The sequence below is a fragment of the Flavobacterium sp. HNIBRBA15423 genome (assembly GCF_052655965.1).
The window spans coordinates 2,397,552-2,422,788 of the sequence record NZ_CP199751.1 but is presented as its reverse complement, the minus strand read 5'-3'; the positions used below and the strand labels follow the sequence as shown (position 1 = coordinate 2,422,788).

The window sequence follows — 25,237 nt, the reverse complement described above, 5'->3', positions numbered from 1 at the left end:
AAAAATATGTCACAATTAACTATAACAACGACACAAAATGTTACAATAAATTTTACTGCTGCTTCAGTTGGTGAAAGGTTGTTAGGACAAGTACTTGATTTACTGGTTATAATAGCTTATTCAGTTGTTGCAGGCTATGTTATAGATTATTCAGGCTTAGGCAACTATATCTCTTCTATGGATTATTGGTCAGAGATGGCTGTTTATATTGTTATTTATCTACCTGTATTTTTTTACACACTTATTCAAGAGAGTCTTTGGGAAGGAAGAACCATTGGAAAAAGAATCATGAAAATTAAAGTTATAAAGATTGATGGTTATCAAGCTGGTTTTGGCGATTATTTAATAAGATGGTTATTTCGATTAATTGAAGTTCTTCCACCCTTAACAGTAGTAGGTTTAATAGCTATTATTTTTAATGGAAAAAATCAAAGAATAGGAGATATGGGAGCAGGAACAGCAGTAATTTCATTAAAAAATAATATCAATATAAATCATACTATTTTGCAAGAAGTAAATGAAGATTATGTACCTATTTATCCTTTAGTAATTAAATTATCAGATAATGATATGCGAATTATTAAAGAAACGTTTGAAATAGCAGTTAAGAATAGAGATTATAGTACTTTAATTAAATTGAGGGAAAAGGTAATTGCTGTAACTGGTATTAAAAACCAATCTGGAAATGATCAGGATTTTATTAGAACATTATTGAAAGATTATAATTTTTATACTCAGAATATGTAATTATTTACTCAAATATAAATAACCGTTCAATGGTTCTGGATAACTAGGATCATTTAAATACAGAATATAAAAATAAGTTCCATCTGGAGCTAATTTCGAACCTATGCCTTCACCTACATAGCCATTCCAATCAGGTTTGTTGTTATCTCCTATCCAAAGTAGTTTTCCCCATCTGTTGTAAATTTCCAATTTGAAATTGATAAAAATATCACGCAATCCATCAATGAAGAAAGAATCATTTAAAGTATCATTATTGGGAGAAACTGCGTTATAAACTATAGGTGGACAATTTTCTACTTTCAATAAAAAAGAAGTTATAGCGTAGCAATCATCCTCATTTTTAATACGAATAAAAATTTCTTTAGGTGTAGTTGTAGCTTCATAATTGCTAATATTAAAAATGGGGTTCAATTCATTAAATGCATCATCAAAGGTTTCATAAAATGTTACTATTTGAGAAGCAGCTGTTTTTACTTGTTGTTCATAATCTGAAAAATCGAAAACACCTCTTGTTAATCCTAAATTGCAACTAAAAAGCGGTTCTAAAAGATTAAATTCAGGTGAAACTAATAGTGTAATATCTATACTATTAGTATTGTTTGTTTCTACTAATTCGGTTACTATTCCATTCCCATTTCCAGTATCATCAACAACAGCAGTTAGAGTAAAATTTATAGGAATAGTATTGGGAATAGTTAGGATTGTACTTCCTGTTTCATTTTCTCCAATTGGGATTGTATTTTGCGTTTCAGCAGTTCCAACTAAAACATTGTTGACATAAAAAGCAATAGGAGTATTGGCTTGCAAAACTTCAGTACTATTAACATTATAAACTGTAAAATTAATAGGGATTTCTCTTGAATTACATGCTAATTGGTAATCGTCCATGACTATAGTTGCATCGGGTAATTGACTGTTCAATTTGGTTACAACTGTATTAATCATTATAAAATCTTGAAACGAAGAAAGAGTAATATTAGCATTAGTATTCCCAATTTGGATATAGTTTTCAATATCATAAATATCTAGATCCATGTTGTATAAATCAGTAGCACCAGTTATTGAATTTGTTCCATTGAAAACATTATTTATTGGATTTGATGCATTGCTTATAATAGTACCATTTATTGCGAATGTTTCTGTAGCTAAAGAAATATCTCCTTCCCAAGCAATGAATCCAGCTGTTGCATTGTTGTTATCAATAACGAATAAATTGGTTAAATTTATGCTTAGATTATTTGGTACACCTTGTAAACCATCATAAACATTTATTTGGTTTAATGGTAAATTACTATTTTCATAAACTATTAAGATGGCCCAACCTGCAAAATTTGTTGAGATTTGTTTATGATAAACTTCAAAAGCAGAGATATCTAAATTTGACAGAGTATAATTACCATTGCCGCTAGTTTGAATATAGCTAGTTATATCTTTAAAAGCACTAAAATATGTAAATGTTTGATTATTACCAGAAATTCGACTATGACTAAAAGTTCTTTCCGGAATCATAGTTGTTCCATTTAAATCAACTTCAAAATCACCATCACCACTCCCTGACCAATATAAAAAGGCTTTTATTACTGTATCATCTGGATTTAAATTTAAATTTGCGCTGGAAGAAGTACCAGTTACAAGTCCAGCTGATAAATTATTTTCAGAAGAATTCATAGTATTACCTACAAACGTAAAATCATATCTACCATTAATTTGTGTATAAAGTGAAATGTCCTGTCCGTTTAAAAATAAAGGGAAAAGTATAAAGATAAAGTAAATATAAAAGTACTTTTTTTGTTTCACTTTATGTTAGTTAATTAGTTTATTCTTGTACCAAGATAATAATTTATTTAATAAAATCTTTCGTTATGAATGAAGATGAATTAAAAAATTAGTAATTTTCGGGATTAATTTCAACTTTTTGAAAAAGTATCAAGTAAAAAAATACACAACTGACTATTACTCAAAATGGAATGAATTTGTTGCCAATGCTAAAAATGCAACGTTTTTATTTCATAGAGATTTTATGGAATATCATAGTGATCGTTTTGAAGATTATTCATTATTGGTCTTTGATGAAAAAGAAAATTTGAAAGCTATTTTACCAGCAAATAGAGTAGGAGATATTTTGTATTCTCATCAAGGCTTAACTTATGGTGGTTTGGTTTTAAATTCTAAATCAAAATTATCAGAAGTCATATTTATAATTAAATCTGTTTTGAAATTTTTGTGTGAAAGTGATATAAAAACACTTGAATTAAAACAGATTCCTACAATTTATAGCGATTTTCCTTCAGATGAAATGGAATATATTTTATTTATTTTAGAAGCAAAATTAATAAGGAAGGATTCACTTTCAACAATAAAATTAGAAGATAAAATTAAATTCACTAAAACTAGAAGGGAAAGTATTTCTAGAGGGTTAAAAAATAATTTAAAAATTATTGAAGATAATAACCTAGAATTGTTTTGGAATGAAATTTTAATTCCCAATTTAAATAAGAAACATCAAGTAAAACCAGTGCATACAATTGAAGAGATTAAAAAGTTGATGTCAATTTTTCCAGAAAAAATCAGGCATTTTAATGTCTATCATAATGATAGAATAGTAGCAGGAACAATGGTTTTTATTACTAAAAATGTAGCACATCCTCAATATATTTCAGGAAATAAAAATAAAAATGAATTAGGTAGTTTGGACTATCTTTATAATTATTTAATTACTGATGTTTTTAAAGATAAAAAATATTTCGATTTTGGTATTTCCAATGAAAATAATGGAAAAAACATTAACGAAGGTTTATTATTTTGGAAAGAAAGTTTTGGAGCAAGAACTATTGTTCAGAATTTTTATGCAGTTGAAACAAAGAATTTCAATAAGCTGGAAACTATATTAATATGATAAAATTTCTTGATTTACAAAAAATAAATCAACCTTTTGAAATTGAATTTCAGGAGAAAATGAAGCAATTTTTAGATAAAGGATGGTATATTCTTGGAAATGAAGTTAAATCTTTTGAATCTAATTTTGCAGCTTATTGCGGAACTAAATATTGCATTGGAGTTGGGAATGGTCTTGATGCTCTAGTGCTTATTTTTAAAGCTTATCTGCAATTAGGAAAACTGCAAAAAGGAGATGAAGTTATAGTGCCAGCTAATACTTATATTGCAAGTATTCTAGCCATTTTACAAGCTGATTTGGTTCCTGTTTTGGTTGAACCAAGTTTAGAAACATACAATATAAATCCGTTTTTAATTGAGGAGAAAATAACAAATAATACAAAAGCTATTTTAGCAGTTCATTTGTATGGTCAATTAGCTGAGATGAGTGAGATTAATAAAATTTCTCAAAAATATAGTTTATTGGTTATTGAAGATGCAGCACAAGCACATGGAGCTATTTTGAAAGATAGAAATCAGAATTCAGAAATTAAAAATGAAGTATTAGAATTGAAAAGAGCGGGAAATCTAGGTCACGCTGCAGGATTTAGTTTTTATCCTGGAAAAAATCTAGGTGCTCTTGGTGATGCAGGAGCAATTACTACAAATGATGTTGCTTTAGCAGAAGTACTTTTTTCTATGAGAAATTACGGTTCAAAAGTTAAATATGAAAATGAAATTATTGGTACAAATTCAAGATTAGACGAATTGCAAGCTGCTTTTTTAAATGTGAAATTACCCCATTTAGATAATGAAAACGAAAAGCGAAGAAGTATTGCAAAACATTATATTACAGAAATTAAAAATGATAAAATTGTTCTTCCAATTTGGGATGAAAGTGAAAATCATATTTTTCATTTGTTTGTTATTCGAACAGAAAATAGAAATGAATTAGCTAATTATTTGAAAGAAAGTGGAATTGAAACGATGATTCATTATCCAATCGCTCCACATAAACAAGAAGCTTTGAAAGAGTGGAGTGATTTATCTTTTCCTATTTCTAAAAAAATTCATAATCAGGTTTTAAGTATTCCTTTGAATTCGGGTTTGAAAGAGGATGAAATTAATAAAATAATTGAAATTATAAATCAATTTTAATGTCATTAGTTACTAAATTAAAATATTATTTTTTTGTAAAAATTAGAATTCTGAAGTACCAATTTCTATCAGATGCAAAACTGTTGGGAGTAAAGCCAAAACTGATTTCACCTGTACTATTTTCAGGAAAAGGGAAAATCATTTTAGGAAAAAACATTAAATTTGGATATCATCAATCTCCTAACTTTTATTCGCATTACGGATATATTGAAGCAAGAACGATAGATGCGATAATTTCAATAGGAAATGATGTAGTTATTAATAATGCTTGTTGTATTGTAGCGTTGGAAAAAATTGAAATTCAAGATAATTGTATTATTGGAATCAATTTTTCAGTAATGGATAGTAACTTCCATCATCTTGAACCAATGAAAAGACATGATGAGAAACCACCTTCAAAAGCTGTAATTATTAAAAAAAATGTATTTATAGGTAATAATGTGACAATTTTAAAAGGAGTTACTATTGGTGAAAATTCAGTTGTAGGAAGTAATAGTTTGGTTGCACAATCTATTCCAGAAAACACTATTGTTTCTGGTAATCCTGCACAAATACTAAAAAAGCTATAATGGATATTTTTATAAAATCATTTAATAGAGTATATTATTTGGATAGATGTTTGCATAGTATTACTTTGTTTTTAAAGAATTTTAATGGAAGTATTTATATATTAGATGATGGAACACCAACACAATATTTAGAAGCTATTAAAAGAAAATATCCCGAAGTAATTATTCTAAAATCTATTAATTACAGAGTGAAATCTGAGTTAATTAAGGCGAGGAATTATAATTTACCTCAAGACTTGCCTTCACAATTATGGTATGAAAGTGTAAAAAAATCTTCTGATTATTGTATTGTTTTAGAAGATGATATTTGGTTTACAACAGAAATTGATATTGCCCAACTTGAAATTGATTGCAAAAAAGAATGTATAGGTTTATTGAAATTACTCTGGATAGGAAATAAAAAAGTTATTGGTAGTAAAGAAATTAAAGTTACAAATGATATAGTAATTTACCAACCAAATTTACAATTTAAAAATCCTTTTCTTTTTGGCTTAATTTATACAAAATATAATTCTTTATGGAGGAAAGCACTTACTGTTTTAGGATTGTATTCTCGTGAAAAGGAATTTAATTATTATTCAATTTATTCAGTAGCAGGTGCTGTTTTTAGAAAAGATTATTTTTTAAGTATTTGGAAAAATTCTGATGAAAAAGTAGACGAGAAGAAGCAATTGAAAAACGCATTAGGATTTTCAAATTCACATAGAATTAATTTTGGGAGGTCAAAAAAAGAGTTTGCTAAAACAGGATTTGTTTCTTCTGCATTTTCAAAGAAAAATTATTCAGTTTTTACAATACATGATTTTAATACAATATTGAACCAATATTGGTTAGAAAATACGAACCTATTTTGTAAAGATTTAGAGTTTGATTTGAATGAAAATGAAATTAAAAAAATTTTAAAAATTAATCAAAAATCTGATCTTTACATTGAACAATGGGAAGACTGGATGTTTAATTTTAAAGAAGGATATAGAAAAATAGGTTGTACCATTTAGATGAAGCAAAAAAAATTCCATAGAATAATATTTAAAAATACAGGTCTTTTTGGACTGTCGCAACTTATAAAAATGGGTGTCCGATTGGTATCTAATAAAGTAGCTGCACTTTTTTTAGGCCCCATGGGAATTGGAATTATTGGTTTGTTAGAAAATATTTTAGCTTTAATCCAAGGTTTTACTAATTTTGGAATTGCCTCGAGTAGTGTAAGAGAAATAGCACTCGTAACAAATGACACCTTAGAAGAAAATCTTCAAGAACAACGTTTACTTAAAATCATTTACAAATGGGCTTTAACTACTGGAGTATTAGGTTTGTTAGTGACCTTATTATTTGCAAAAAGGATTAGTCTTGAAGTTTTTGAATCTGAATCGAATTACAAATGGATAATGGTATTAGGGATTTATTTCATTTTTACTTCTATTTCAACTATTCGGATAGCTATTTTACAGGCTAAAACAAAGGTGGTAAGTATTGTAAAATATAATATCGTTATTGCTATTTTTTCTTCTATTATTTCTATTATTGGGTATTATTTTTTTGGTATTAATGGGATTATTCCTGTAGTTCTTTTTACTTCTTTAATAGGATTTTTAGTTAGTTTATACTTTACAAGAAATATAAAAATTCTACCTAGTTCTATTTCCATAAAACAGACGTTTAAAGAAGGTTTGCCAATGGCAAAATTAGGATTGTTATTGTCTGTAAGTGTTATTTTTGGTCAAATTTGTTTTTACTTAATTCGATGGTTTTTAAAAGAAAATTATTCTTTTGAAATTTTGGGGCTTTACCAAGTTAGTAATACTATTTTAGTAGGCTATTTAGGTTTAGTTTTTACAGCAATGTCTAATGATTTTTATCCTCGATTATGTAATTATGAAAATGATAAGGAAAGTTTTAATAATTTAGTAAATGACCAAACAGAATTAGCACTTTTTATAGTGGTTCCGGCTGTTTTTGTATTATATTTAATTGCACCTTATTTAATTAAACTATTATATTCTAAAGAATTTTTAGAGGTATTGCTTATTTTAAAGATTGGATTAGTTGCTATTGTTTTAAAAGCAATAGCTTGGCCTATAGGCTATATTCCATTAATTAAAGGAAATAAGTTACTATACTTAAAACAAAATCTTTTAGGTGATGGAATAAATGTTATAGCTTCAATTGTGTTTTTTTATTATTTTGGATTACTAGGCTTAGGTTTAGCTATGGTAGTTATGTTTTTAATTTCTGGAATTTATAATTATTATGTTGCTATCAATTATTATAATTTTAAGTTTAGAAAAGATACTCTTCGGGTTTTATTTTTTTCAATTATATCATCAATTATAGCATTATTTTCAATTTTTATTTTTGATTTTATCTTGTTTAATCCTATTTTAATAATTCTTACTTTAGTATCAGGTATTTATTCTTTAAGACATTTAAAAAATAAAATTTAAAAAAAGTGATTTTAATCTCACTTTTATTCCTAACCAAAATAATTTTATAAGACTACTAAAACTCCTTGAGTATATAAATTTAAACATTTCAAATCGCATTCGTCCTAAAACAGCTTTGTGTTCTCTTTTAGTTCTGTTAAGAGATATTATTTTCTCAAAAATAAGTAAAGTAGATTGATGTAGTTGTTTTGTTCTTTTATTATTTCTTTTTAAAAAATGTGCACTCAAAGAAGTTGAAAGTTCTCTCTTTTTGGCTAATACTTCAGGAATATATTCAAAATTATATAATCTAGAGGCTCTTACCCATAAATCTAGATCTTCATAAGCAAGGTTTTCATCATAATAGCCCACAGTTTCAAAAACCTCTTTTTTTATCATAGAAGCAACGGAGCAAATTTTTGTACTTCGGCTTATAACCATTTCATACACATCTCCACTTTGAGGATTTTCAGTTTCATCATAATAAATAGAAATGAAATTATTATTATCATCAAAAAGTTCAATATTGGCATAAACTAATCCAGTATTTTTAAACTTTGAATTAATGAAAGTCTCTATTTGACGTTGGATACAATTTTTTAATAAAATGTCATCAGCAGCTAAATCAACAAAATAGTCTCCAGTAGCTTTTTTTGCAGCATTATTAAAGGTTTTTGTATTCCCTAAATTAACTTTGTTTGGAATAAATAAAACATTTGGATAATCATTTAACCAATTTTTAATTATTTGTTGTGATTTGTCACTACTACAATCATCAGTAATAATTAATTCAATATTTGGATAACTTTGATTCATTACTGAATTTAAAGCTTCTACAACATAATCTTGATGATTATAAGAAATACAAATTACACTAACTAAAGGAAAATTTTGCATAGAGATAAGTTCAGTTATAGTATATTTGTTACGAAAGTAAATAAACAAGAGTGATTGAGCAAAGTAAAAAATATAAAATTGCCATTGTTGCCTATAATTTAAATGTGGGTGGATTAGCGAAAGTAATAATTAACTTGTTTTCACTTTTAAATAAAGTTGAAAATCTAGAGGTGCGATTAGTCTTATTAGATAATGAGATAGAATATGAAGTAGATGGAGAAGTGGCTAATTTTGGAATGTATGCAGAAAGCAATTCTTCTTTTATAAGAAAATTTAAAAAATATATCCTATTTAAAAAATATTTAAAGCAAGAAAAATTCGATTTTATTATAGACTTGCGTTATAGACTTAATCCTATAAGTGAAATTTTTATTACTAAGTTTTTATATCCTAAAACAAAAATTATTTATACTGTTCATAGTTCAAAAATTGAAACTTATCTTTTAAAAAATACTTTTTTAACAAAATGGTTATATAGTAATGCTTATAAAATTGTTTGTGTAGCAAAGGAGGTTGAGAAAAAAGTTATACTTAAACATCAATTAAAGAATACAATTAGTATTTATAATCCAATAAGTTTAGAGGAAATTATTGAAAAAAGTAATGAGAAATCAAAATTACAATTTGACTATATATTAGCAGTTGGAAGGATAGTAGAGTTGAAACAATTTGATAAACTAATAAAAGCCTATTTAAATTCAATTTTACCCAGTAAGGAGATTAAGCTAGTAATTGTTGGTGATGGTTCCGAATTGGAAAAAATAAAAGCACATGCAACTGATTTAGACACATCTAATAATGTAATTTTTGTAGGATTTTCTAATAATCCATACAAATATATGAAAAATGCCCTTTTTATTGTTTTATGTAGTCAATATGAAGGATTTCCTCTTGTTCTGTTAGAGTCATTAACTTCTAATACACCAGTAATAAGTTTTGATTTAATTTCTGGGCCAAATGAAATTATTATTAATGAATATAATGGCTTATTAGTGGAAGACCAAAATTTCGATAAGTTAACCGAGTCAATTAATTTATTGTATAGTGATAAAAATCTTTATAAAATATGCAAGTCTAATGCAAGATTTAGTATTCAGAAATTTTCATTTGAAGTAATTACTAAAGAATGGTTAAATTTGATGCAAATAAAATAGAGGGGAATCATTATTAAAAATAAGTGACAAATTTTACTAATGATAAATTATGTCCTACGTTACTTATAAAAATGAAAATTTAAAAATGAAAATAGAAATAATTTCTATTCCTAAAATAGAAGATAGAAGAGGAAATCTTTCAGTTATTGAAAAAGCATTAATCCCTTTTGAAATGAAGCGTGTTTATTATCTATATGATGTGCCAAGTGCAGCTGAAAGAGGAGGACATTCGCATATAAAGCAGCAAGAATTTTTAGTTGCTTTATCAGGAAGTTTTGATGTGATTTTAAATGATGGAAGAGAAGAAAAAAAAGTTACTTTAAACAAGCCTTTTGAAGGACTACTTATAAAAAATGGCATTTGGAGAGAATTAAAAAATTTTTCTTCAGGTTCTGTATGTTTAGTAGTAGCTTCAGATGTTTTTGACGAAGAAGATTATATACGTGACTTTGAGGAGTATTTAAATACTAAAGACAATGTTTTATAATAGAAAATCTTCTTTTATTACCTTTGGTGATTTAATAGATCTTTATTTAAAGCTAAGAAATAAAGGTTGGAAATTTATTATTTCTAAAGTTTTAAAAGTTAATCATAAAGATAAAGTTTCTTCAAAATGGGATAATTATGTTACAGAATCTGATTTTTGGGTTATTCCTGAAATAAGACAACATTGGAACAAAATAATATCTGGAAATGAAATAATTTCATACGAAGAATATGTTTCTAAAAAAATTATAAATAATAAAGATAATTTAAGTTTGCTTTCAATTGGATGTGGAGAAGGTATTCATGAACGTAATTTTTGTAATCATTTGAATTTGAAAAAAGTTCTAGGAATTGATATTTCTAATGAAAGTATAAAAATGGCTAAAACTTATGCGGAAAAAGAAAAAAAAGAGATTATTTATTTAAGTTCTGATTTCTTTGAAGTAGATTTTTCATCTGAAAAGTTTGATATTATATTATTTGACTCTAGCCTACATCATTTTAAAGACATTAATAAATTTCTTAATAATAGTATAAAGCCTATTTTAGATAAGGATGGAGTTTTAGTTGTCTTTGAATACAGTGGACCAAATAGATTACAGTGGAAAAAAAATCAAATAAAGAAGTGTAATGATATTTTAAAAAAATTGCCAACTGAGTTTAGGAAATTTGAAAAAAGTAATTTTATTAAGAAAAAGGTATATCGACCTGGAATCTTAAGAATGTTTGCAATTGATCCTTCAGAAGCTCCAGATTCAGAAAATTTAGTTAATGCTCTTCATGCTAATTTTGATATAATAGAAGAGAAAAAATTGGGTTGGAATATTATCCAACCTCTTTTTAAAGGAATTGCTCAAAATTTTTTAAATGAGAATAAAGAAACTAAAGAGTGGATTAATTTCATATTAAACGATGAAAGGCAATTTATAAAACAAAATGGAATATCAAGTGATGCTATCTTTGGTATCTATAAATTAAAGGATTAATTGTAAGTAGAAAACTCAAATCCTATTTTTTTTAATTTTCTTTTAATAAAATATAATGATTTAAGTATTGAACTGGGTAAATTAAATAATAGTTGATTTGTTAAGCCAATGTTTTTTTTGTTTATATTTTTGTAAAACAAATTTGCTTTTTCTATATTTCCTTCAGTTTTAAATTGGATGGCATAAAAGAAACGATGTAAATCTAAAAACTCTTTTAAATAAATATTCTTTTTTTCATCTTCTTCAAATTGAGAGAAGTTCATCAATTTCATTGAATTAATATTTTGTTTTGTTAAGCTAGATGTTGTGTTGAAATTATAGATTGATGTAATTCTATTTGAAACTACGACTGAATACTTTATACCAATTCTAGTCCATAATTCGATATCTTGTCCATTGGTAACATTCTCATTAAAACCATTAAATTCCTCTAATATTTCTTTTGTAATTGCTAAAGAAGATGTCCAAGAAATTCGAAAAGGCTTATTTGAATAAAAATAGTTTTTAACTATTCCTCTAAATCCTGAACTTATTCCTCTGAAAGAAATATCATGGAAGTGTTTATTAGTAGTTTTTATTCTATATAAATTACAATACATTCCACAATTTGGGAAATCATGATATAATTTTACGATTTCTTCTAAATGATTTGGAAACCAATAATCGTCAGCGTCTAAAAAAGCAATTAGTTTTCCTTTAGATTTTTCAATACCAAAATTTCTTGCAGCTGCAACTCCTTTATTTTCTTGTGTATAGATGCAAATTCTATTATCTGAAAATTGATTAATAATTTTCAAACTTGAATCAGTTGAACCATCATCTATAATTATAATTTCATAATCATTAAATTGCTGCTCAAGGACACTTTTTAAAGTTTCCTCAATATAATTGGCTTTATTGTAAACTGGTATTATTACTGAAAATAAAGGCATAATTATTTTTTTGCTATTAATATGGTTTCATCTTCTAAGAATCCATAATAATCATCTTTTCTAAAATTAAGGACTTTAATTGAGAAGCCTATACTTTCTAATCGACCTTTTAATCCTTCAATTGAATAAATTCTTACATGATCTTCTTGTCCAAAATGTTTTAATCTTTCAATTTTAGAAATTATAGAATAATCTTCGTAGATGTCTCCTTTTTTAAAAGGTGTTTGTATTATTAGAGTTCCTTCATTGTTTAAAACTCTATAGAGTTCTTTCATAGCTTTTAAATCATCAATCACGTGCTCTAAAATATGAAAACAAATTATTAAATCATATTTATTGTCTATTTGATTAATATTGGTAATGTCAAATTTTACATCAGCAATAAAATCGCCAGATAAGTCTGATGCTGTATAGTTAATGTTTTTTTCTTTTTTCCATTTTCGAAATAAGCTTCGCGAAGGTGAAAAATCTAAAATCCTAAGATTCTTTTTTAAATAATTTTCAGAAATAATTTTATATAACCTTCTATCTCTTGAAAGGCTTCCACATTTTGGACATAAATGATCTTTATTTTGTAATATAATCCAATTTGTGTTTTTAAAATGGCAAATATTACAGATATGATTGTTGCCTTTTTTATTAATTGAGTATAAAAATCTTAAATAAGGTTCTATTTTTAAAAGTTTTTTTTTGGGTACTATTTTAACAATGTTATTTTTTATTCTATTATACATTTTTCTTCTTATTTAGTAAACAAAAATAACCTAGTTTGTATAAATCAAATTGAATTAAATTTGGATTAAGTGAATTGAGATTGGTTATTAATGAATGAGAAATTTTTTCAAATAAAATTATAAAAACATTTTCTAAATGAAAGAATTTTAAAGAACGATAAACTTTAGTTATTTTTGTGTCAATATAGTTTAATTCACCATTTTTAATTAATTGATTTAGTGTAGTAATTGCAATTTCTGTTTTCTTTATAAAAGTTAAATTTGATTCAGAATTATAATGGATTAAATGGTTTTCTATATGCAGAATTTCTAAATTATTTTTCTTTAAATCTTTAATGAATATTAAATCCTCATAACCATAGTGCTTGATGTTTGTTTTAAAAGCTATATTAGAAATAATTTCTTTTTTTAAAAGTAAATTCCATGAAAAAACAAAACTATATGGCTTTTTTTTTCTTTCAGCTAAACTTTTAGTTTCTCGATAAGTTCCATATTTCCATCTTAATACTTTTTCTTTATTAGGCTTTTTTTGCGGATAAATAACACCTCCGAATATTATTTTTGTATTCTGATTGATATTTGATATTAGAGTTTCTAAATATTCTTTTTTTTCTGGAAATGCATCCGCTTCCATTATAAGAACATTATCATATTTAGCTTTTGAATTTAGTAAATTTATATTGTTTCCTCTTCCCAAATTTTCTTTATTAATTTCAAACGAACAGTTCTCTAATTCATTTATTCTAGAATTTTCTTCAATAAATAATGAACTAAAATCATCTTGAACTAAAATTTCATAATCGATTGATAATAAATCAGCTTGCCCTTTTAATTCCAAAACTAAAGGAAAAGTATTGTAATTATATGTTGGAATTAAGATTGATAGCATTACACCGTTCTTTGTACTACTTCAAATACTTTCCCACTTTCAAATTTTAAGGTTTTTGCAGGAAATTTTAATAATAAGGCATAGTCATGTGTTGCCATTATAATTGTTTTCCCTGCGCTATTAATTTTTCGCAATACTTCCATAACTTCAACACTAGTTTGTGGATCCAAGTTTCCTGTTGGTTCATCGGCTAAAATTAATTCGGGATTGTTTAATAATGCTCTAGCAATGGCTATTCGTTGTTGTTCTCCACCAGATAACTGATGGGGCATTTTAGATTGGTAATTCTTCATGCCAACTTTATCTAAAACTTCATCAATTTTTACATTCATTTCTTCTGTAACTGTCCATCCAGTTGCTTTTAAAACAAATAAGAGATTTTCTTTTACATTTCTGTCAGGTAATAATTTAAAATCTTGAAAAACAACTCCTAGTTTTCTTCTTAAGTAGGGAATATCTTTCTCTTTTAAATCTCTTAAATCATAATCTACAATTGTTCCTTCACCTATCGTTAAAGGTAAATCTGCATAAAGTGTTTTTAAAAAACTACTCTTTCCTGATCCCGTTTTACCTATTAAATAAATGAATTCTCCATTGTTAACTTCTAAATTAATATTGGTTAAAATCGGATTTTTTTCTTGAAAAATGGAAATATCTTTTAATGAAAGAATACTTTGTGACATAGCTTGCAAAAGTTTTATGCTGTAAAAGTAAGAACTTACTTCTCGCTTTCAAAATTTAAAACCTATTTCAATGAAAAATTATAATTCTACCGAAAATTTGTTTATAAATTATTTACAATAATATGTTAATGTACTTCGTTAATACTTTTAGATAATATTATCTTTGAAGTCTATGAAAAAAACAATCGAAATGATAAAAATCTTAAGAATTTCTTTATTTCTGCTTTTTGTAAGTCCAATTGTTTGGGCACAACAATCATCTATTTATACACATGATTTAAAGGAATATGATAGAGCTGTTGCCTTGTATAAAGACAAACAATATCAATCTGCACAAATTTTATTTGAAAATATTAAAAATCAAATTTCTAATGATGAAATTCAATCAGATTGCGCTTATTATATAGCTAATTGTGCTATTCGTTTAAATCAAATGGGAGCTGATGATTTAATTGAGAAATTTGTAGAAGATTACCCTACTAGTACAAAACAAAATCAAGCATATATAGAAGTAGCACATTACTATTTTGATCAAGGTAGTTATGCTAAATCTTTAGAATGGTTTGATAAAGTTGACGAGAGTAGTATGTCTTATGAAGATCAAGAAAAATATAATTTCCAAAAAGGATACTCTTATTTCACTGCAAAAAATCCTACAGAAGCTTCTAAATATTTTAATAAAGTAATCAATTCTAAAACTTTTGGAAGTCAGGCTAAGTATTATTTAGGATACATGTCTTATGAAACGGATGATTATGAAAATGCCAATCAATATTTTGACCAAGTGCAAGATAAAGACAAGTACAAGGAAAAAATGGGCTATTTCCAAGCCGATATGAATTTTAAATTAGGAAACTTTCAAAAAGCTATCGATTTAGGCTTAGAACAATTACCAAAATCAAATGCTATTGAAAAAAGCGAATTGTCTAAAATCATTGGGGAAAGTTATTTTAATTTGAAACAATACGATAAAGCATTACCTTATTTATTAGATTACAGAGGAAAAAAAGGGAAATGGAATAATACAGATTATTATCAATTAGGTTATGCATATTATCAACAAAAAGATTATGAAAATGCAATAGCTCAATTTAATAAAATTATAAACGGGAATGATTTTGTGGCTCAAAATGCTTATTATCATTTAGCAGAAAGTTATTTAAATACTGATAAAAAACAACAAGCTTTAAATGCATTTAAAACAGCTTCAGAAATGGATTTTAATCTTCAAATTCAAGAAGATGCGTATTTAAATTATGCAAAATTAAGTTATGAAATAGGAAATCCTTATCAATCTGTTCCTGCAGTTTTAAAGGCTTATTTAGATAAATATCCAGCTAATCCTAATAAACAAGAAATTAATAGTCTGTTGATTAGTTCTTATATTACTTCTAAAAATTACAAAGAAGCTTTAATTCTATTGGAAAAAAATAAAACTCCAGAAAATAAGTTAGCTTATCAAAAAGTTTTATTTTATAGAGGTTTAGAACAATATACAGATAGTAACTATCAAGATGCTTTTTCTTTATTTAAAAAGTCTATTTCTGAAAATAAAGATTCAAAATTTACTGCTCGTGCAACATTTTGGAAAGCTGAAACAGAATATAATCTAGATCAGTATAATGAAGCTATGCTTAGTTTTAAGCAATTTATAAACAGTAATGAAGCATCTTCAACACCAGAATTTAAAAATGTAAATTATAATTTGGCTTATTCGTATTTTAAATTGAAAGAGTATGAAAATGCAATTACTTATTTTACCAATTTTATTTCGGATGTAAAAAATGATAATGTAAGAAAAACAGATGCTTATCTTAGACTAGGAGATTGTAATTTTATTTCAACTAAATATTGGCCAGCAATGGAAGCTTATAACAAAGCAATTGAAATGAAAAGTGTTAATGCAGATTATGCAGCTTTTCAAAAGGGAATTAGCTATGGCTTTGTAGGCAAGAATGATAAAAAAATTGAAGATTTAGAAAAATTTGTAAAAACCTATCCGAATTCACAATATGCAGATGATGCTTTATATGAATTAGGAAATACGTATGTAAATATTGAAAATGAGTCAAAAGCTATTGGAACTTATGATAAATTAATAGCAAATTATAAGACTAGTTCTTATGTTTCTAAATCTATCCTAAAACAAGGTTTGATTTATTATAATAATAACAAGAGTGAGCCAGCTCTGGTTAAATTTAAAAAAGTGGCTGCCGAATTTCCAAATTCTCCTGAATCATTACAAGCTGTTTCAACTGCTCGTTTAATTTATATTGATAATGGGAGAGTTGATGAATATTCAGAATGGGTTAAGACTTTAAGTTTTGTTGAAGTTTCTGATGCGGATTTAGATAATGCAACTTATGAATCGGCTGAAAAACAATATTTATTAAACAATGCAAAACAAGCTATTTCTGGTTTTAGTAGTTATGTGGCTAAGTTTCCTAACGGACTTCATGCCTTAAAAGCTAATTTTTATTTAGCGCAATTATATTTTGCAGATGGATTAGAAAGCAATTCAGTTAAGCATTATGAATTTGTAGTAAATCAGTCGCGTAATGAATTTACAGAACAAGCTCTAGCACGTTTGTGTCAAGTGTATTTGAAAGCTAGTAATTACGATAAAGCTATTCCAGTATTAAAAAGATTAGAAAATGAAGCCGATTTCCCTCAAAATAAAACCTACGCACAATCTAATTTGATGAAATCATTTTATGAGAAAGAAAATTATAGTCAGGCAGTTATTTACGCTGAAAAAGTACTAGAAAATGATAAGATTGATAACCGAATTAAAAGTGATGCACAAATTATCGTAGCTCGTTCTGCTATAAAAACCAATGATGAAAAGAAAGCTAAACAAGCTTATGCAGATTTATTAAAAATTGCTAAAGGTGAGCTAGCAGCAGAAGCACTTTATTACGATGCTTATTTCAAAAATAAAGAAGGTAATTTTGAAGCTTCAAATACAATTGTTCAAAAAATTGCTAAAGATTATTCTGGTTATAAGTATTATGGAGCAAAGGGATTGGTAATTATGGCTAAGAATTTTTATGGACTAAAGGATAGTTTTCAAGCTACTTATATTCTTGATAGTGTGATTAAAAACTTCACTGATTATCCAGATGTGGTCGATGAAGCTAAAAAAGAGTTAGACAAAATAAAAGTCGAAGAAGCAAAAACAAATTCATCAATTACAAATTAATTCGTTACTATTTATCTCGCTAAAATTTTCTTAGTGTCTTAATAAAATATAAAATATGAACAAATTCAAAATATATTTTTCAACAGTAATTATTTTACTAATGACTCAATTTTCTTTTTCTCAAGTAAAAGATGAAAATATAGGTTCTGAAGTGGTTAATATTGTGAAAGCATATACACCAACAATTTCTGATGCTTTTAAAGTTAAAGAAACACCAGTTATGGAAGATGAAGATAATACACAAAAAGAAGTAATTAAGTATAATATATTTTCTTTTCCAGTAGCTTCAACTTTTACACCTGCAAAAGGAAAAGCTGCAGCTGTTGATAAATCAGAAAGAGAAAAGATATATCGCAATTACGCAACTTTAGGTTTCGGAAGCTTTGCTACTGCAAATGCTGAATTATTTATTACAGAAAATTTTGGACGTAATAGTTATGTAGGAGGAATGCTTCGTCACTTATCTTCTCAAGGAGGAATAAAAGATGTAGTATTAGATGATAAGTACTATAATACAAGTCTAGATGTAACTTATGGTTCACGTGAAAGAGATATGAGTTGGAATGTCGATTTAGGAGTTAAAAACCAAATTTATAATTGGTATGGTTTACCAACTTCTAATATTGTTTTTGATGATGCTACAATTGCTGCAATTGACCCAAAACAGTCTTATAACACTATTGTCCTTGGTGGTAAATTAAGTATGGAAAAAAGCTTTTTAAATGAAGCTAGTTTGCAATTCAAAAGATTTTCGGATGCTTTTGGTTCAGGAGAAAATCGCTTTTTTGTAAAACCAAATTTCGATTTTGATGTAATGGATCAAAAGATAAAAGCTAATTTTATTCTGGATTATGTTGGAGGTAAATTTGAAAAAGATTTTAATGGTATTGACGAAATAAAATACAGTAACATCATATTCGGTACAAAGCCAAGCATATTATACCAGCAAGATGATTTGTCTGTGAATTTAGGAGTTGGAATTTTTTATACAACAGGGAAAATAAATGGAGAAAGTGATAGCAAAATATTTGTTTATCCAAACGTAAAAGCTTCTTATAGAATTGTGGGAGATATTTTAGTAGGTTATGCGGGTGCAGAAGGTGGTTTAACACAAAATTCGTATGCTGAATTTGTAGATCAAAATCCTTTTGTGTCTCCAACTTTATTTGTTGGTCCAACAGATAACAAATATGATATTTATGTAGGAATAAAAGGAAAATTAGCTAATTCAGTTGCTTTCAATGTTAGAGGCTCATTTAAAAATGAAGATTACAAACCATTATTTGTTAGCAATGAATATGTTTTTGACAATGCAAATGAAGAAGCTTATACAAATGGAAATTCTTTCAATGTGGTTTATGACAATGTAAAAACGGCTAGTATTTTTGGTGAAATAAAAGCCGATTTCTCAAAACATGTAACTTTTGGAATTAATGGAACTTATAATAATTATAAAACAGATATTGAATCTGAGGCTTGGAATTTACCACAGTTAAGTATAGGAACAACACTAGATTTTGATATTACTGAAAAATGGTATGCAGGTGCAAATATTTTCTTTGTAGGAGAAAGAAAAGATAAGGTTTCAGTTCAGAGTTTAGCGGCAGTTTTTCCTCCAGAATTTGATTTTCAAGAAGTGACTTTAGATAGTTATTTCGATTTGAATGCACACATTGGATATAAATATAATGAAAGACTTACAGCTTTCTTAAGAGGAAATAATTTAGCAAACCAAGAATACAATCGTTGGGCAAACTTTCCTGTACAAGGTATTCAAGTTTTACTAGGAGCTAATTATAAGTTTGATTTTTAGTAAAAATTAATCATAAAGATTTTATGCAAAGTTCACAAAATAGTTTGTGAACTTTGTACTTTCTTTGAAGTACTTGAGTTTAAAAATAAAATATGACTTTAAAACATAAAATATACAATCACTATCAGTATTTATTAGACGAGAAAATAAAAACACTTCAAAATATGATTTCTGATTTAGCTGAAGATGCACAAAATGATGCTAAAGGTTCAGCTGGAGATAAACATGAAACGGCATTGTCAATGATGCATTTGGAACAAGAAAAACTCAATCAAAAAGTAAAAGAAGCTTTAGATCAGAAAAATATTTTAGATAGTATAGATATTTCAAAAGCAAATGAAAAAGTAGGTTTAGGAAGTTTAGTGTTTACCAATTCATTTACGTTTTTTATTAGTCAAGCCTTACCAAAGATAAATTTAGAAGACAAAGAAATAATTGCACTTTCACCAAAGTCTCCTTTAGGTTTAAAATTATTAGGTAAAAAATCACAAGATGTAGTTTCATTTAACAAAATAAATTACAAAATAATATCCATCGAATAAAAAGCCACTTATTAAAGTGGTTTTTTATAAATTGTAATTTATAGTAATCATAAATTCTATTTTTAATTTTAATTAATAACTTAAATTTATTTTTTAGTTATAATTTATAACTAATATTTACATTATTGTTTATTATTTATATCTAAAGAGTCATTTTTGCTTTATCAAATAAATAATTTGTATAGTTTAAGATTACAAAATTAAACTTTCAAACCTAATAAAATAAAAGATAATGTGCGGAATTGTATGTGCCTTCGATTTAAAACAAAAAGCTGAAGTTCTAAGACCTCAGGTTTTAGAAATGTCAAAAATTATTCGTCATAGAGGACCAGACTGGAGTGGAATATATAGTAATGAAAAAGCAATTTTAGCTCACGAACGCTTAGCAATTGTCGATCCAGCTTCAGGAAAACAACCTTTATTAACTAAAGATAAAAGTTTAGTTTTGGCGGCTAATGGTGAAATATACAATCATAGAGAATTACGTAAACAATTTGATGGTAAATTTGAATTTCAAACAGAAAGCGATTGTGAGGTTATTTTGGCTTTATACCAAGAGAAAGGACCACATTTTGTAGATGAAATGAATGGAATTTTCGGTTTTGCTATCTATGATGTTGAAAAAGACGAATATTTCATTGCACGTGACCATATGGGAATCATTCCTTTATATATTGGTTGGGACCAAAATGGAACTTTTTATGTGGCTTCAGAATTAAAAGCTTTAGAAGGGTATTGTACTAAAATTGAATTATTTCCACCAGGACATTATATGTCTAGCAAAGACGGAGAATTTGTAAAGTGGTATAATAGAGAATGGACAGAATACGATGCAGTGAAAGAAAATGAGACTAGTATTGAAGCCATAAAAATAGCTCTTGAGGCTGCAGTTAAAAGACAATTAATGAGTGATGTTCCTTATGGAGTTTTGCTCTCTGGAGGTTTAGATTCTTCAATTACATCAGCTATTGCAAAAAAATATGCTCAAAAAAGAATAGAATCTGAAGATAAATTTGATGCATGGTATCCACAATTACATTCATTTGCAGTAGGTTTAGATGGTTCCCCTGATTTGGCTGCAGCACAAAAAGTAGCGGATCATTTAGGAACTATTCATCATGAAATTAAATTTACTATTCAAGAAGGTCTTGATGCTATTAGAGATGTGATTTATAATATTGAAACGTATGATGTGACTACAATTAGAGCATCAACTCCTATGTATTTAATGGCTAGAGTGATTAAATCTATGGGTATTAAAATGGTATTGTCTGGAGAAGGCTCAGATGAATTGTTTGGAGGATATCTCTATTTCCATAAAGCACCAAATGCAAAAGAATTTCATGAAGAAACAGTGCGTAAATTAAGTAAATTACACATGTATGATTGCTTGCGTGCCAATAAAAGTTTAGCAGCATGGGGAATAGAAGGTCGTGTGCCTTTCTTGGACAAAGAGTTTATGGATGTTGCTATGCGTATTAATCCTCAAGATAAAATGATTAACGGAGAAAGAATGGAAAAATGGGTATTGAGAAAAGCATTTGAAGATATGCTTCCAGCAAGTGTAGCTTGGAGACAAAAGGAACAGTTTAGTGATGGTGTAGGATATAGTTGGATCGACACTTTAAAAGAAGTAGTTGCTAAAGAGGTTTCAGATGAACAATTAGCAAATGCAAAATACAAGTTTCCTATTCAAACACCAACATCAAAAGAGGAGTATTATTATCGTTCAATTTTTATGGAGCATTTTCCAAGTGATGCAGCTGCATTGAGTGTTCCACAAGAAGCAAGTGTGGCGTGTAGTACAAAAATAGCATTAGAATGGGATGAAGCCTTTAAAAATTTAAATGACCCATCAGGTAGAGCTGTGGCTAATGTTCATGATGATGCTTATGTAAAATTAGTTAGTCAATAATAAAAGGATTAGCTCAAGACTAAAAAACAAAATTTTGAATATAATTATTTAATGCAAATAGAATAATAATAAAAAGAAAAGATATGATTTAAATATCTTGGTTATGGTTTGTTTTTAAAACGTCAACGATATTCGTTGACGTTTTTTTGTTTTTAATTGCTTAAAACCGTCTTAAAATGAAAATTTTCAACATTTGTTAATAACTTCTAGGGAAAAACAAATCTTTACTAACCAATTTTTTTTGATTATGGTTATATTTGTCTGTTTAATAAAAATGAGTTTTTAAGAATTAAAATATGAGTGAAGAAATCAAGAAAAACAATTATTCAGCCGACAGTATTCAGGCTTTGGAAGGAATGGAACATGTTAGAATGCGTCCATCCATGTATATCGGAGATACTGGAACAAGAGGTTTACATCATTTAGTGTATGAAGTTGTTGATAATTCAATCGATGAGGCTTTAGCAGGACATTGTGATACAATATCTGTTTTCATAAACGAAGATAATTCTGTAACCGTTGAGGACAATGGACGTGGAATTCCAGTTGATATTCATAAAAAAGAAGGTATTTCTGCTTTAGAAGTTGTAATGACTAAAATTGGAGCTGGAGGAAAATTTGATAAAGATTCCTATAAAGTTTCTGGAGGTCTTCACGGTGTTGGTGTTTCGTGTGTGAATGCATTATCAGATCACTTAAGAGCTACAGTTTTTAGAGATGGGAAAATTTATGAGCAAGAATATGAAAAAGGAAAATCATTATATCCAGTAAAACAAATTGGAACTACCGATAAAAGAGGTACAATGGTTACTTTTAAACCTGATGGTACTATTTTTACACAAACTTTAGAGTATTCATACGATACGTTAGCAGCTCGTATGCGTGAATTATCGTTTTTAAATAAAGGTATAACGATTACTTTAACTGACAAAAGAAATTTTGATAAAGAAGGAAATGTTGTATCTGAAATTTTTCATTCTGAAGAAGGACTAAAAGAATTTGTAAGATTCTTAGATGGAAATCGTGTGCCTATTATTAGCCATGTTATTAGCATGGAAAATGAAAAAGGAGAAATTCCAGTTGAGGTGGCTTTAATTTATAACGAAAGTTATAATGAAAATATATTCTCTTACGTAAATAATATTAATACTCATGAAGGAGGAACGCATTTACAAGGTTTCCGAATGGGATTAACACGTACATTGAAAAAATACGCTGATGCTTCAGGATTACTTGATAAATTAAAATTTGAAATTGCTGGTGATGATTTTCGTGAAGGTTTAACGGCTATTATATCAGTAAAAATTCAAGAGCCACAATTTGAAGGACAAACTAAAACAAAATTAGGAAATAGAGAAGTAGTTTCTCCAGTTTCTCAAGCAGTTGCAGAAATGCTTGAAAATTATTTGGAAGAAAACCCAAATGATGCAAAAATTATTGTTCAGAAAGTCATTCTAGCAGCACAAGCTCGTCATGCAGCTAAGAAAGCTAGAGAAATGGTACAACGTAAAACTGTTATGGGCGGTGGAGGTTTACCAGGTAAATTATCAGACTGTTCAGAACAAGATCCACATAAATGTGAAATATTCCTTGTTGAGGGAGATTCTGCAGGAGGAACAGCTAAACAAGGTAGAGATAGAATGTTTCAAGCAATTTTACCATTAAGAGGTAAGATTTTGAATGTTGAAAAAGCGATGCAACACAAAGTGTTTGAAAATGAAGAAATTCGAAATATTTTTACAGCTTTAGGAGTTACCGTTGGAACAGAAGAAGATAGTAAAGCTTTAAATCTTTCTAAATTACGTTATCATAAAGTAGTTATCATGTGTGATGCCGATGTCGATGGTTCTCACATTTCAACCCTTATTTTAACATTCTTCTTTAGGTTTATGAAAGAATTAATTGAAGGTGGACATGTTTACATTGCTGCTCCTCCACTATATTTAGTTAAGAAAGGAAATAAAAAAGAATACGCTTGGAATGATGATCAACGTGATAAAATAGCTTTACAAATGGGCGGAGGTGTTAATATTCAGCGTTATAAAGGTCTTGGGGAGATGAATGCAGAACAATTATGGGACACAACGTTAAATCCAGATTTTAGAACATTACGTCAAGTTACTATCGATAGTTTGTCTGAAGCAGATAGAGTTTTCTCAATGTTAATGGGTGATGAGGTTCCACCTCGTAGAGAGTTTATTGAGAAGAATGCTGTTTATGCAAAAATCGATGTATAAATGAAAGATGTTATTAAATGTTTTGTCATATTATTTTGTTTAAAAATAAACGCACAAACATCTAGTGATTTTGAAAAAATTGGGTATCTGTTATCAGATGCCCTTTTGTATTCTGAAAAATATATAATTCCTATAACAGATGCAGCCGTTTATCAATCGTCTTCTGGCTGGGTATTGTCGCCTAAAAAGAAAGAGAAATGGAACTTTACTTTAGGTATTCATACCAATATTTTTTTTGTACCAAAAAAAAACAGAGATTTTCAAATCAAGAATTCAGATTTTCAATTTTTTGAAATTGAAGGAGCTACAACTACAATTGTTCCAACTAGTTTAGGTAATAATGATCAGATTTATTTGGTTGGTGAAATTGGTAATGAACAAGTCCGATTTAAAACTCCTAGAGGAATCAATCAAGAAACAATAATTTATCCTTATTTACAGGCAAGTTTAGAATTGCCTTATGGTTTTGAATTTATTGGAAGATATTCAACAAAAACAAAACTTAAGAAAGGAAATTATCAAGTTTATGGTGCAGGTTTAAAATATAATATTAGCCAACATTTTTCAAGTTGGGAATCTAAAAAAATACATCTTGCTGTAGCTACAATTTATTCAAAAGAAGATGTTAGCTTTGATTTTTTAGATGTAAATACAGCATATGGGAATCTTGGAATTAGCGAAATAAATGGTTTGGTAGATACTTGGCATTTTAATCTGTTGTTTTCTAAAGAGTTTAAGAATTTTGACTTGAACGGAAATTTTATAATTAATCATAGTAAATTTGAATATTTAGTAGGTGGGCCAAAAGGTTCTATTGAAGATTTAATACCAATTCAAGATATTATTAATAATTTACTAACTCGTATTGCAAAAAATAAAACCAATTCTATTTTTGAAATTACAGGAGTCTATCATATAGGTAAAATAGCATTGCAAAGTTCATTTGCTTTTGGTAAATTTGCGAATCTCAATTTAGGAGTACAATATCAATTTTAA

Annotated in this window: 21 protein-coding genes; 15 read left to right on the top strand and 6 right to left on the bottom strand. The window is 27.4% G+C overall.

The window, feature by feature from the left end; all coding sequences use genetic code 11:
* Nucleotides 1–6 precede the first annotated feature (6 nt).
* Complete coding sequence (locus ACULEV_RS10870; RefSeq protein ID WP_445455080.1) at nucleotides 7–747, top strand: RDD family protein; 741 nt, start codon at nucleotides 7–9, stop codon at nucleotides 745–747.
* Here the strand turns inward: ACULEV_RS10870 and ACULEV_RS10865 are convergent, their stop codons facing one another.
* A complete protein-coding gene (locus tag ACULEV_RS10865) occupies nucleotides 748–2,544 on the bottom strand; it encodes a T9SS type B sorting domain-containing protein (RefSeq protein WP_445455079.1) in 1,797 nt (598 codons plus the stop codon).
* 118 nt (nucleotides 2,545–2,662) lie between these two features.
* On the opposite strand from ACULEV_RS10865, the gene ACULEV_RS10860 reads away from it, so the two are divergent.
* From ACULEV_RS10860 to ACULEV_RS10840, 5 genes are read left to right on the top strand one after another with little or no spacing between them, the layout of a single operon-like run.
* Nucleotides 2,663–3,643, top strand: a complete 981-nt coding sequence (locus tag ACULEV_RS10860; RefSeq protein ID WP_445455078.1) for a GNAT family N-acetyltransferase — start codon at nucleotides 2,663–2,665, stop codon at nucleotides 3,641–3,643.
* On the top strand, nucleotides 3,640–4,779 hold the full coding sequence (locus ACULEV_RS10855) for a DegT/DnrJ/EryC1/StrS family aminotransferase (RefSeq protein ID WP_445455077.1): 1,140 nt from the start codon (nucleotides 3,640–3,642) through the stop codon (nucleotides 4,777–4,779). Before ACULEV_RS10860 ends, ACULEV_RS10855 begins: the two co-directional genes overlap by 4 nt.
* Entirely contained in the window at nucleotides 4,779–5,348 is a 570-nt protein-coding gene (locus tag ACULEV_RS10850; RefSeq protein ID WP_445455076.1) for an acyltransferase, read from the top strand. The genes ACULEV_RS10855 and ACULEV_RS10850 overlap by 1 nt, the downstream gene beginning before the upstream one ends.
* Nucleotides 5,348–6,346, top strand: coding sequence for a hypothetical protein (locus ACULEV_RS10845; protein ID WP_445455075.1), 999 nt, complete (start codon nucleotides 5,348–5,350; stop codon nucleotides 6,344–6,346). Before ACULEV_RS10850 ends, ACULEV_RS10845 begins: the two co-directional genes overlap by 1 nt.
* On the top strand, nucleotides 6,347–7,792 hold the full coding sequence (locus ACULEV_RS10840; RefSeq protein WP_445455074.1) for an oligosaccharide flippase family protein: 1,446 nt from the start codon (nucleotides 6,347–6,349) through the stop codon (nucleotides 7,790–7,792).
* On the opposite strand, the gene ACULEV_RS10835 is transcribed toward ACULEV_RS10840, so the two are convergent.
* Entirely contained in the window at nucleotides 7,775–8,668 is an 894-nt protein-coding gene (locus tag ACULEV_RS10835; protein WP_445455073.1) for a glycosyltransferase family 2 protein, read from the bottom strand. The two genes, ACULEV_RS10840 and ACULEV_RS10835, sit on opposite strands and share 18 nt — an antisense overlap.
* A gap of 50 nt (nucleotides 8,669–8,718) precedes the next feature.
* On the opposite strand from ACULEV_RS10835, the gene ACULEV_RS10830 reads away from it, so the two are divergent.
* From ACULEV_RS10830 to ACULEV_RS10820, 3 genes are all read left to right on the top strand, one after another.
* The gene (locus ACULEV_RS10830) at nucleotides 8,719–9,822 is read left to right on the top strand and encodes a glycosyltransferase (RefSeq protein WP_445455072.1); all 1,104 of its coding nucleotides are present in this window, start codon (nucleotides 8,719–8,721) and stop codon (nucleotides 9,820–9,822) included.
* An 85-nt stretch (nucleotides 9,823–9,907) separates the two neighbouring features.
* Nucleotides 9,908–10,309, top strand: a complete 402-nt coding sequence (locus tag ACULEV_RS10825; RefSeq protein WP_445455071.1) for a sugar 3,4-ketoisomerase — start codon at nucleotides 9,908–9,910, stop codon at nucleotides 10,307–10,309.
* Nucleotides 10,299–11,294, top strand: coding sequence for a class I SAM-dependent methyltransferase (locus ACULEV_RS10820; protein WP_445455070.1), 996 nt, complete (start codon nucleotides 10,299–10,301; stop codon nucleotides 11,292–11,294). The genes ACULEV_RS10825 and ACULEV_RS10820 overlap by 11 nt, the downstream gene beginning before the upstream one ends.
* Here ACULEV_RS10820 and ACULEV_RS10815 read toward each other — a convergent pair.
* The 4 genes from ACULEV_RS10815 to ACULEV_RS10800 are packed head-to-tail and all read right to left on the bottom strand — an operon-like array spanning nucleotide 11,291 to nucleotide 14,532.
* A complete protein-coding gene (locus ACULEV_RS10815; RefSeq protein WP_445455069.1) occupies nucleotides 11,291–12,226 on the bottom strand; it encodes a glycosyltransferase family 2 protein in 936 nt (311 codons plus the stop codon). The two genes, ACULEV_RS10820 and ACULEV_RS10815, sit on opposite strands and share 4 nt — an antisense overlap.
* Before the next feature lie 2 nt (nucleotides 12,227–12,228).
* Nucleotides 12,229–12,960: a class I SAM-dependent methyltransferase gene (locus ACULEV_RS10810; protein WP_445455068.1), complete on the bottom strand. Its 732-nt coding sequence runs from the start codon at nucleotides 12,958–12,960 to the stop codon at nucleotides 12,229–12,231.
* On the bottom strand, nucleotides 12,953–13,849 hold the full coding sequence (locus tag ACULEV_RS10805; protein ID WP_445455067.1) for a glycosyltransferase: 897 nt from the start codon (nucleotides 13,847–13,849) through the stop codon (nucleotides 12,953–12,955). The genes ACULEV_RS10810 and ACULEV_RS10805 overlap by 8 nt, the downstream gene beginning before the upstream one ends.
* Nucleotides 13,849–14,532 (bottom strand): cell division ATP-binding protein FtsE, encoded by a 684-nt coding sequence (locus ACULEV_RS10800; protein ID WP_445455066.1) that lies wholly within the window; start codon nucleotides 14,530–14,532, stop codon nucleotides 13,849–13,851. The genes ACULEV_RS10805 and ACULEV_RS10800 overlap by 1 nt, the downstream gene beginning before the upstream one ends.
* 190 nt (nucleotides 14,533–14,722) lie before the next feature.
* Here ACULEV_RS10800 and ACULEV_RS10795 point away from each other — a divergent pair, with 190 nt between their 5' ends.
* The 6 genes from ACULEV_RS10795 to ACULEV_RS10770 all read left to right on the top strand — a co-directional run bounded on the left by ACULEV_RS10795 (nucleotide 14,723) and on the right by ACULEV_RS10770 (nucleotide 25,237).
* Nucleotides 14,723–17,734 (top strand): tetratricopeptide repeat protein, encoded by a 3,012-nt coding sequence (locus tag ACULEV_RS10795; RefSeq protein WP_445455065.1) that lies wholly within the window; start codon nucleotides 14,723–14,725, stop codon nucleotides 17,732–17,734.
* A 55-nt stretch (nucleotides 17,735–17,789) separates the two neighbouring features.
* Nucleotides 17,790–19,547: a TonB-dependent receptor gene (locus tag ACULEV_RS10790; protein WP_445455064.1), complete on the top strand. Its 1,758-nt coding sequence runs from the start codon at nucleotides 17,790–17,792 to the stop codon at nucleotides 19,545–19,547.
* Between the two features lie 92 nt (nucleotides 19,548–19,639).
* Nucleotides 19,640–20,089, top strand: a complete 450-nt coding sequence (locus tag ACULEV_RS10785) for a hypothetical protein (protein ID WP_445455063.1) — start codon at nucleotides 19,640–19,642, stop codon at nucleotides 20,087–20,089.
* Between the two features lie 232 nt (nucleotides 20,090–20,321).
* A complete protein-coding gene (asnB, locus tag ACULEV_RS10780; protein ID WP_445455062.1) occupies nucleotides 20,322–22,004 on the top strand; it encodes an asparagine synthase B in 1,683 nt (560 codons plus the stop codon).
* A gap of 296 nt (nucleotides 22,005–22,300) precedes the next feature.
* Nucleotides 22,301–24,241: a DNA topoisomerase (ATP-hydrolyzing) subunit B gene (gene gyrB / locus ACULEV_RS10775; RefSeq protein ID WP_445455061.1), complete on the top strand. Its 1,941-nt coding sequence runs from the start codon at nucleotides 22,301–22,303 to the stop codon at nucleotides 24,239–24,241.
* Nucleotides 24,242–25,237, top strand: coding sequence for a DUF6588 family protein (locus ACULEV_RS10770; protein WP_445455060.1), 996 nt, complete (start codon nucleotides 24,242–24,244; stop codon nucleotides 25,235–25,237). It begins immediately after the preceding gene.

Bases quoted from the DNA above. Each gene is read 5' to 3' on its own strand.
- ACULEV_RS10790 (WP_445455064.1), top strand. From the start codon at position 17,790: ATGAACAAATTCAAAATATATTTTTCAACAGTAATTATTTTACTAATG.
- ACULEV_RS10835 (WP_445455073.1), bottom strand. From the start codon at position 8,668: ATGCAAAATTTTCCTTTAGTTAGTGTAATTTGTATTTCTTATAATCAT.
- ACULEV_RS10770 (WP_445455060.1), top strand. From the start codon at position 24,242: ATGAAAGATGTTATTAAATGTTTTGTCATATTATTTTGTTTAAAAATA.
- ACULEV_RS10795 (WP_445455065.1), top strand. From the start codon at position 14,723: ATGATAAAAATCTTAAGAATTTCTTTATTTCTGCTTTTTGTAAGTCCA.
- ACULEV_RS10820 (WP_445455070.1), top strand. From the start codon at position 10,299: ATGTTTTATAATAGAAAATCTTCTTTTATTACCTTTGGTGATTTAATA.
- ACULEV_RS10805 (WP_445455067.1), bottom strand. From the start codon at position 13,849: ATGCTATCAATCTTAATTCCAACATATAATTACAATACTTTTCCTTTA.
- ACULEV_RS10810 (WP_445455068.1), bottom strand. From the start codon at position 12,960: ATGTATAATAGAATAAAAAATAACATTGTTAAAATAGTACCCAAAAAA.
- ACULEV_RS10815 (WP_445455069.1), bottom strand. From the start codon at position 12,226: ATGCCTTTATTTTCAGTAATAATACCAGTTTACAATAAAGCCAATTAT.
- ACULEV_RS10840 (WP_445455074.1), top strand. From the start codon at position 6,347: ATGAAGCAAAAAAAATTCCATAGAATAATATTTAAAAATACAGGTCTT.
- ACULEV_RS10870 (WP_445455080.1), top strand. From the start codon at position 7: ATGTCACAATTAACTATAACAACGACACAAAATGTTACAATAAATTTT.
- ACULEV_RS10845 (WP_445455075.1), top strand. From the start codon at position 5,348: ATGGATATTTTTATAAAATCATTTAATAGAGTATATTATTTGGATAGA.
- ACULEV_RS10785 (WP_445455063.1), top strand. From the start codon at position 19,640: ATGACTTTAAAACATAAAATATACAATCACTATCAGTATTTATTAGAC.
- gyrB (WP_445455061.1), top strand. From the start codon at position 22,301: ATGAGTGAAGAAATCAAGAAAAACAATTATTCAGCCGACAGTATTCAG.
- asnB (WP_445455062.1), top strand. From the start codon at position 20,322: ATGTGCGGAATTGTATGTGCCTTCGATTTAAAACAAAAAGCTGAAGTT.
- ACULEV_RS10855 (WP_445455077.1), top strand. From the start codon at position 3,640: ATGATAAAATTTCTTGATTTACAAAAAATAAATCAACCTTTTGAAATT.
- ACULEV_RS10850 (WP_445455076.1), top strand. From the start codon at position 4,779: ATGTCATTAGTTACTAAATTAAAATATTATTTTTTTGTAAAAATTAGA.
- ACULEV_RS10825 (WP_445455071.1), top strand. From the start codon at position 9,908: ATGAAAATAGAAATAATTTCTATTCCTAAAATAGAAGATAGAAGAGGA.
- ACULEV_RS10800 (WP_445455066.1), bottom strand. From the start codon at position 14,532: ATGTCACAAAGTATTCTTTCATTAAAAGATATTTCCATTTTTCAAGAA.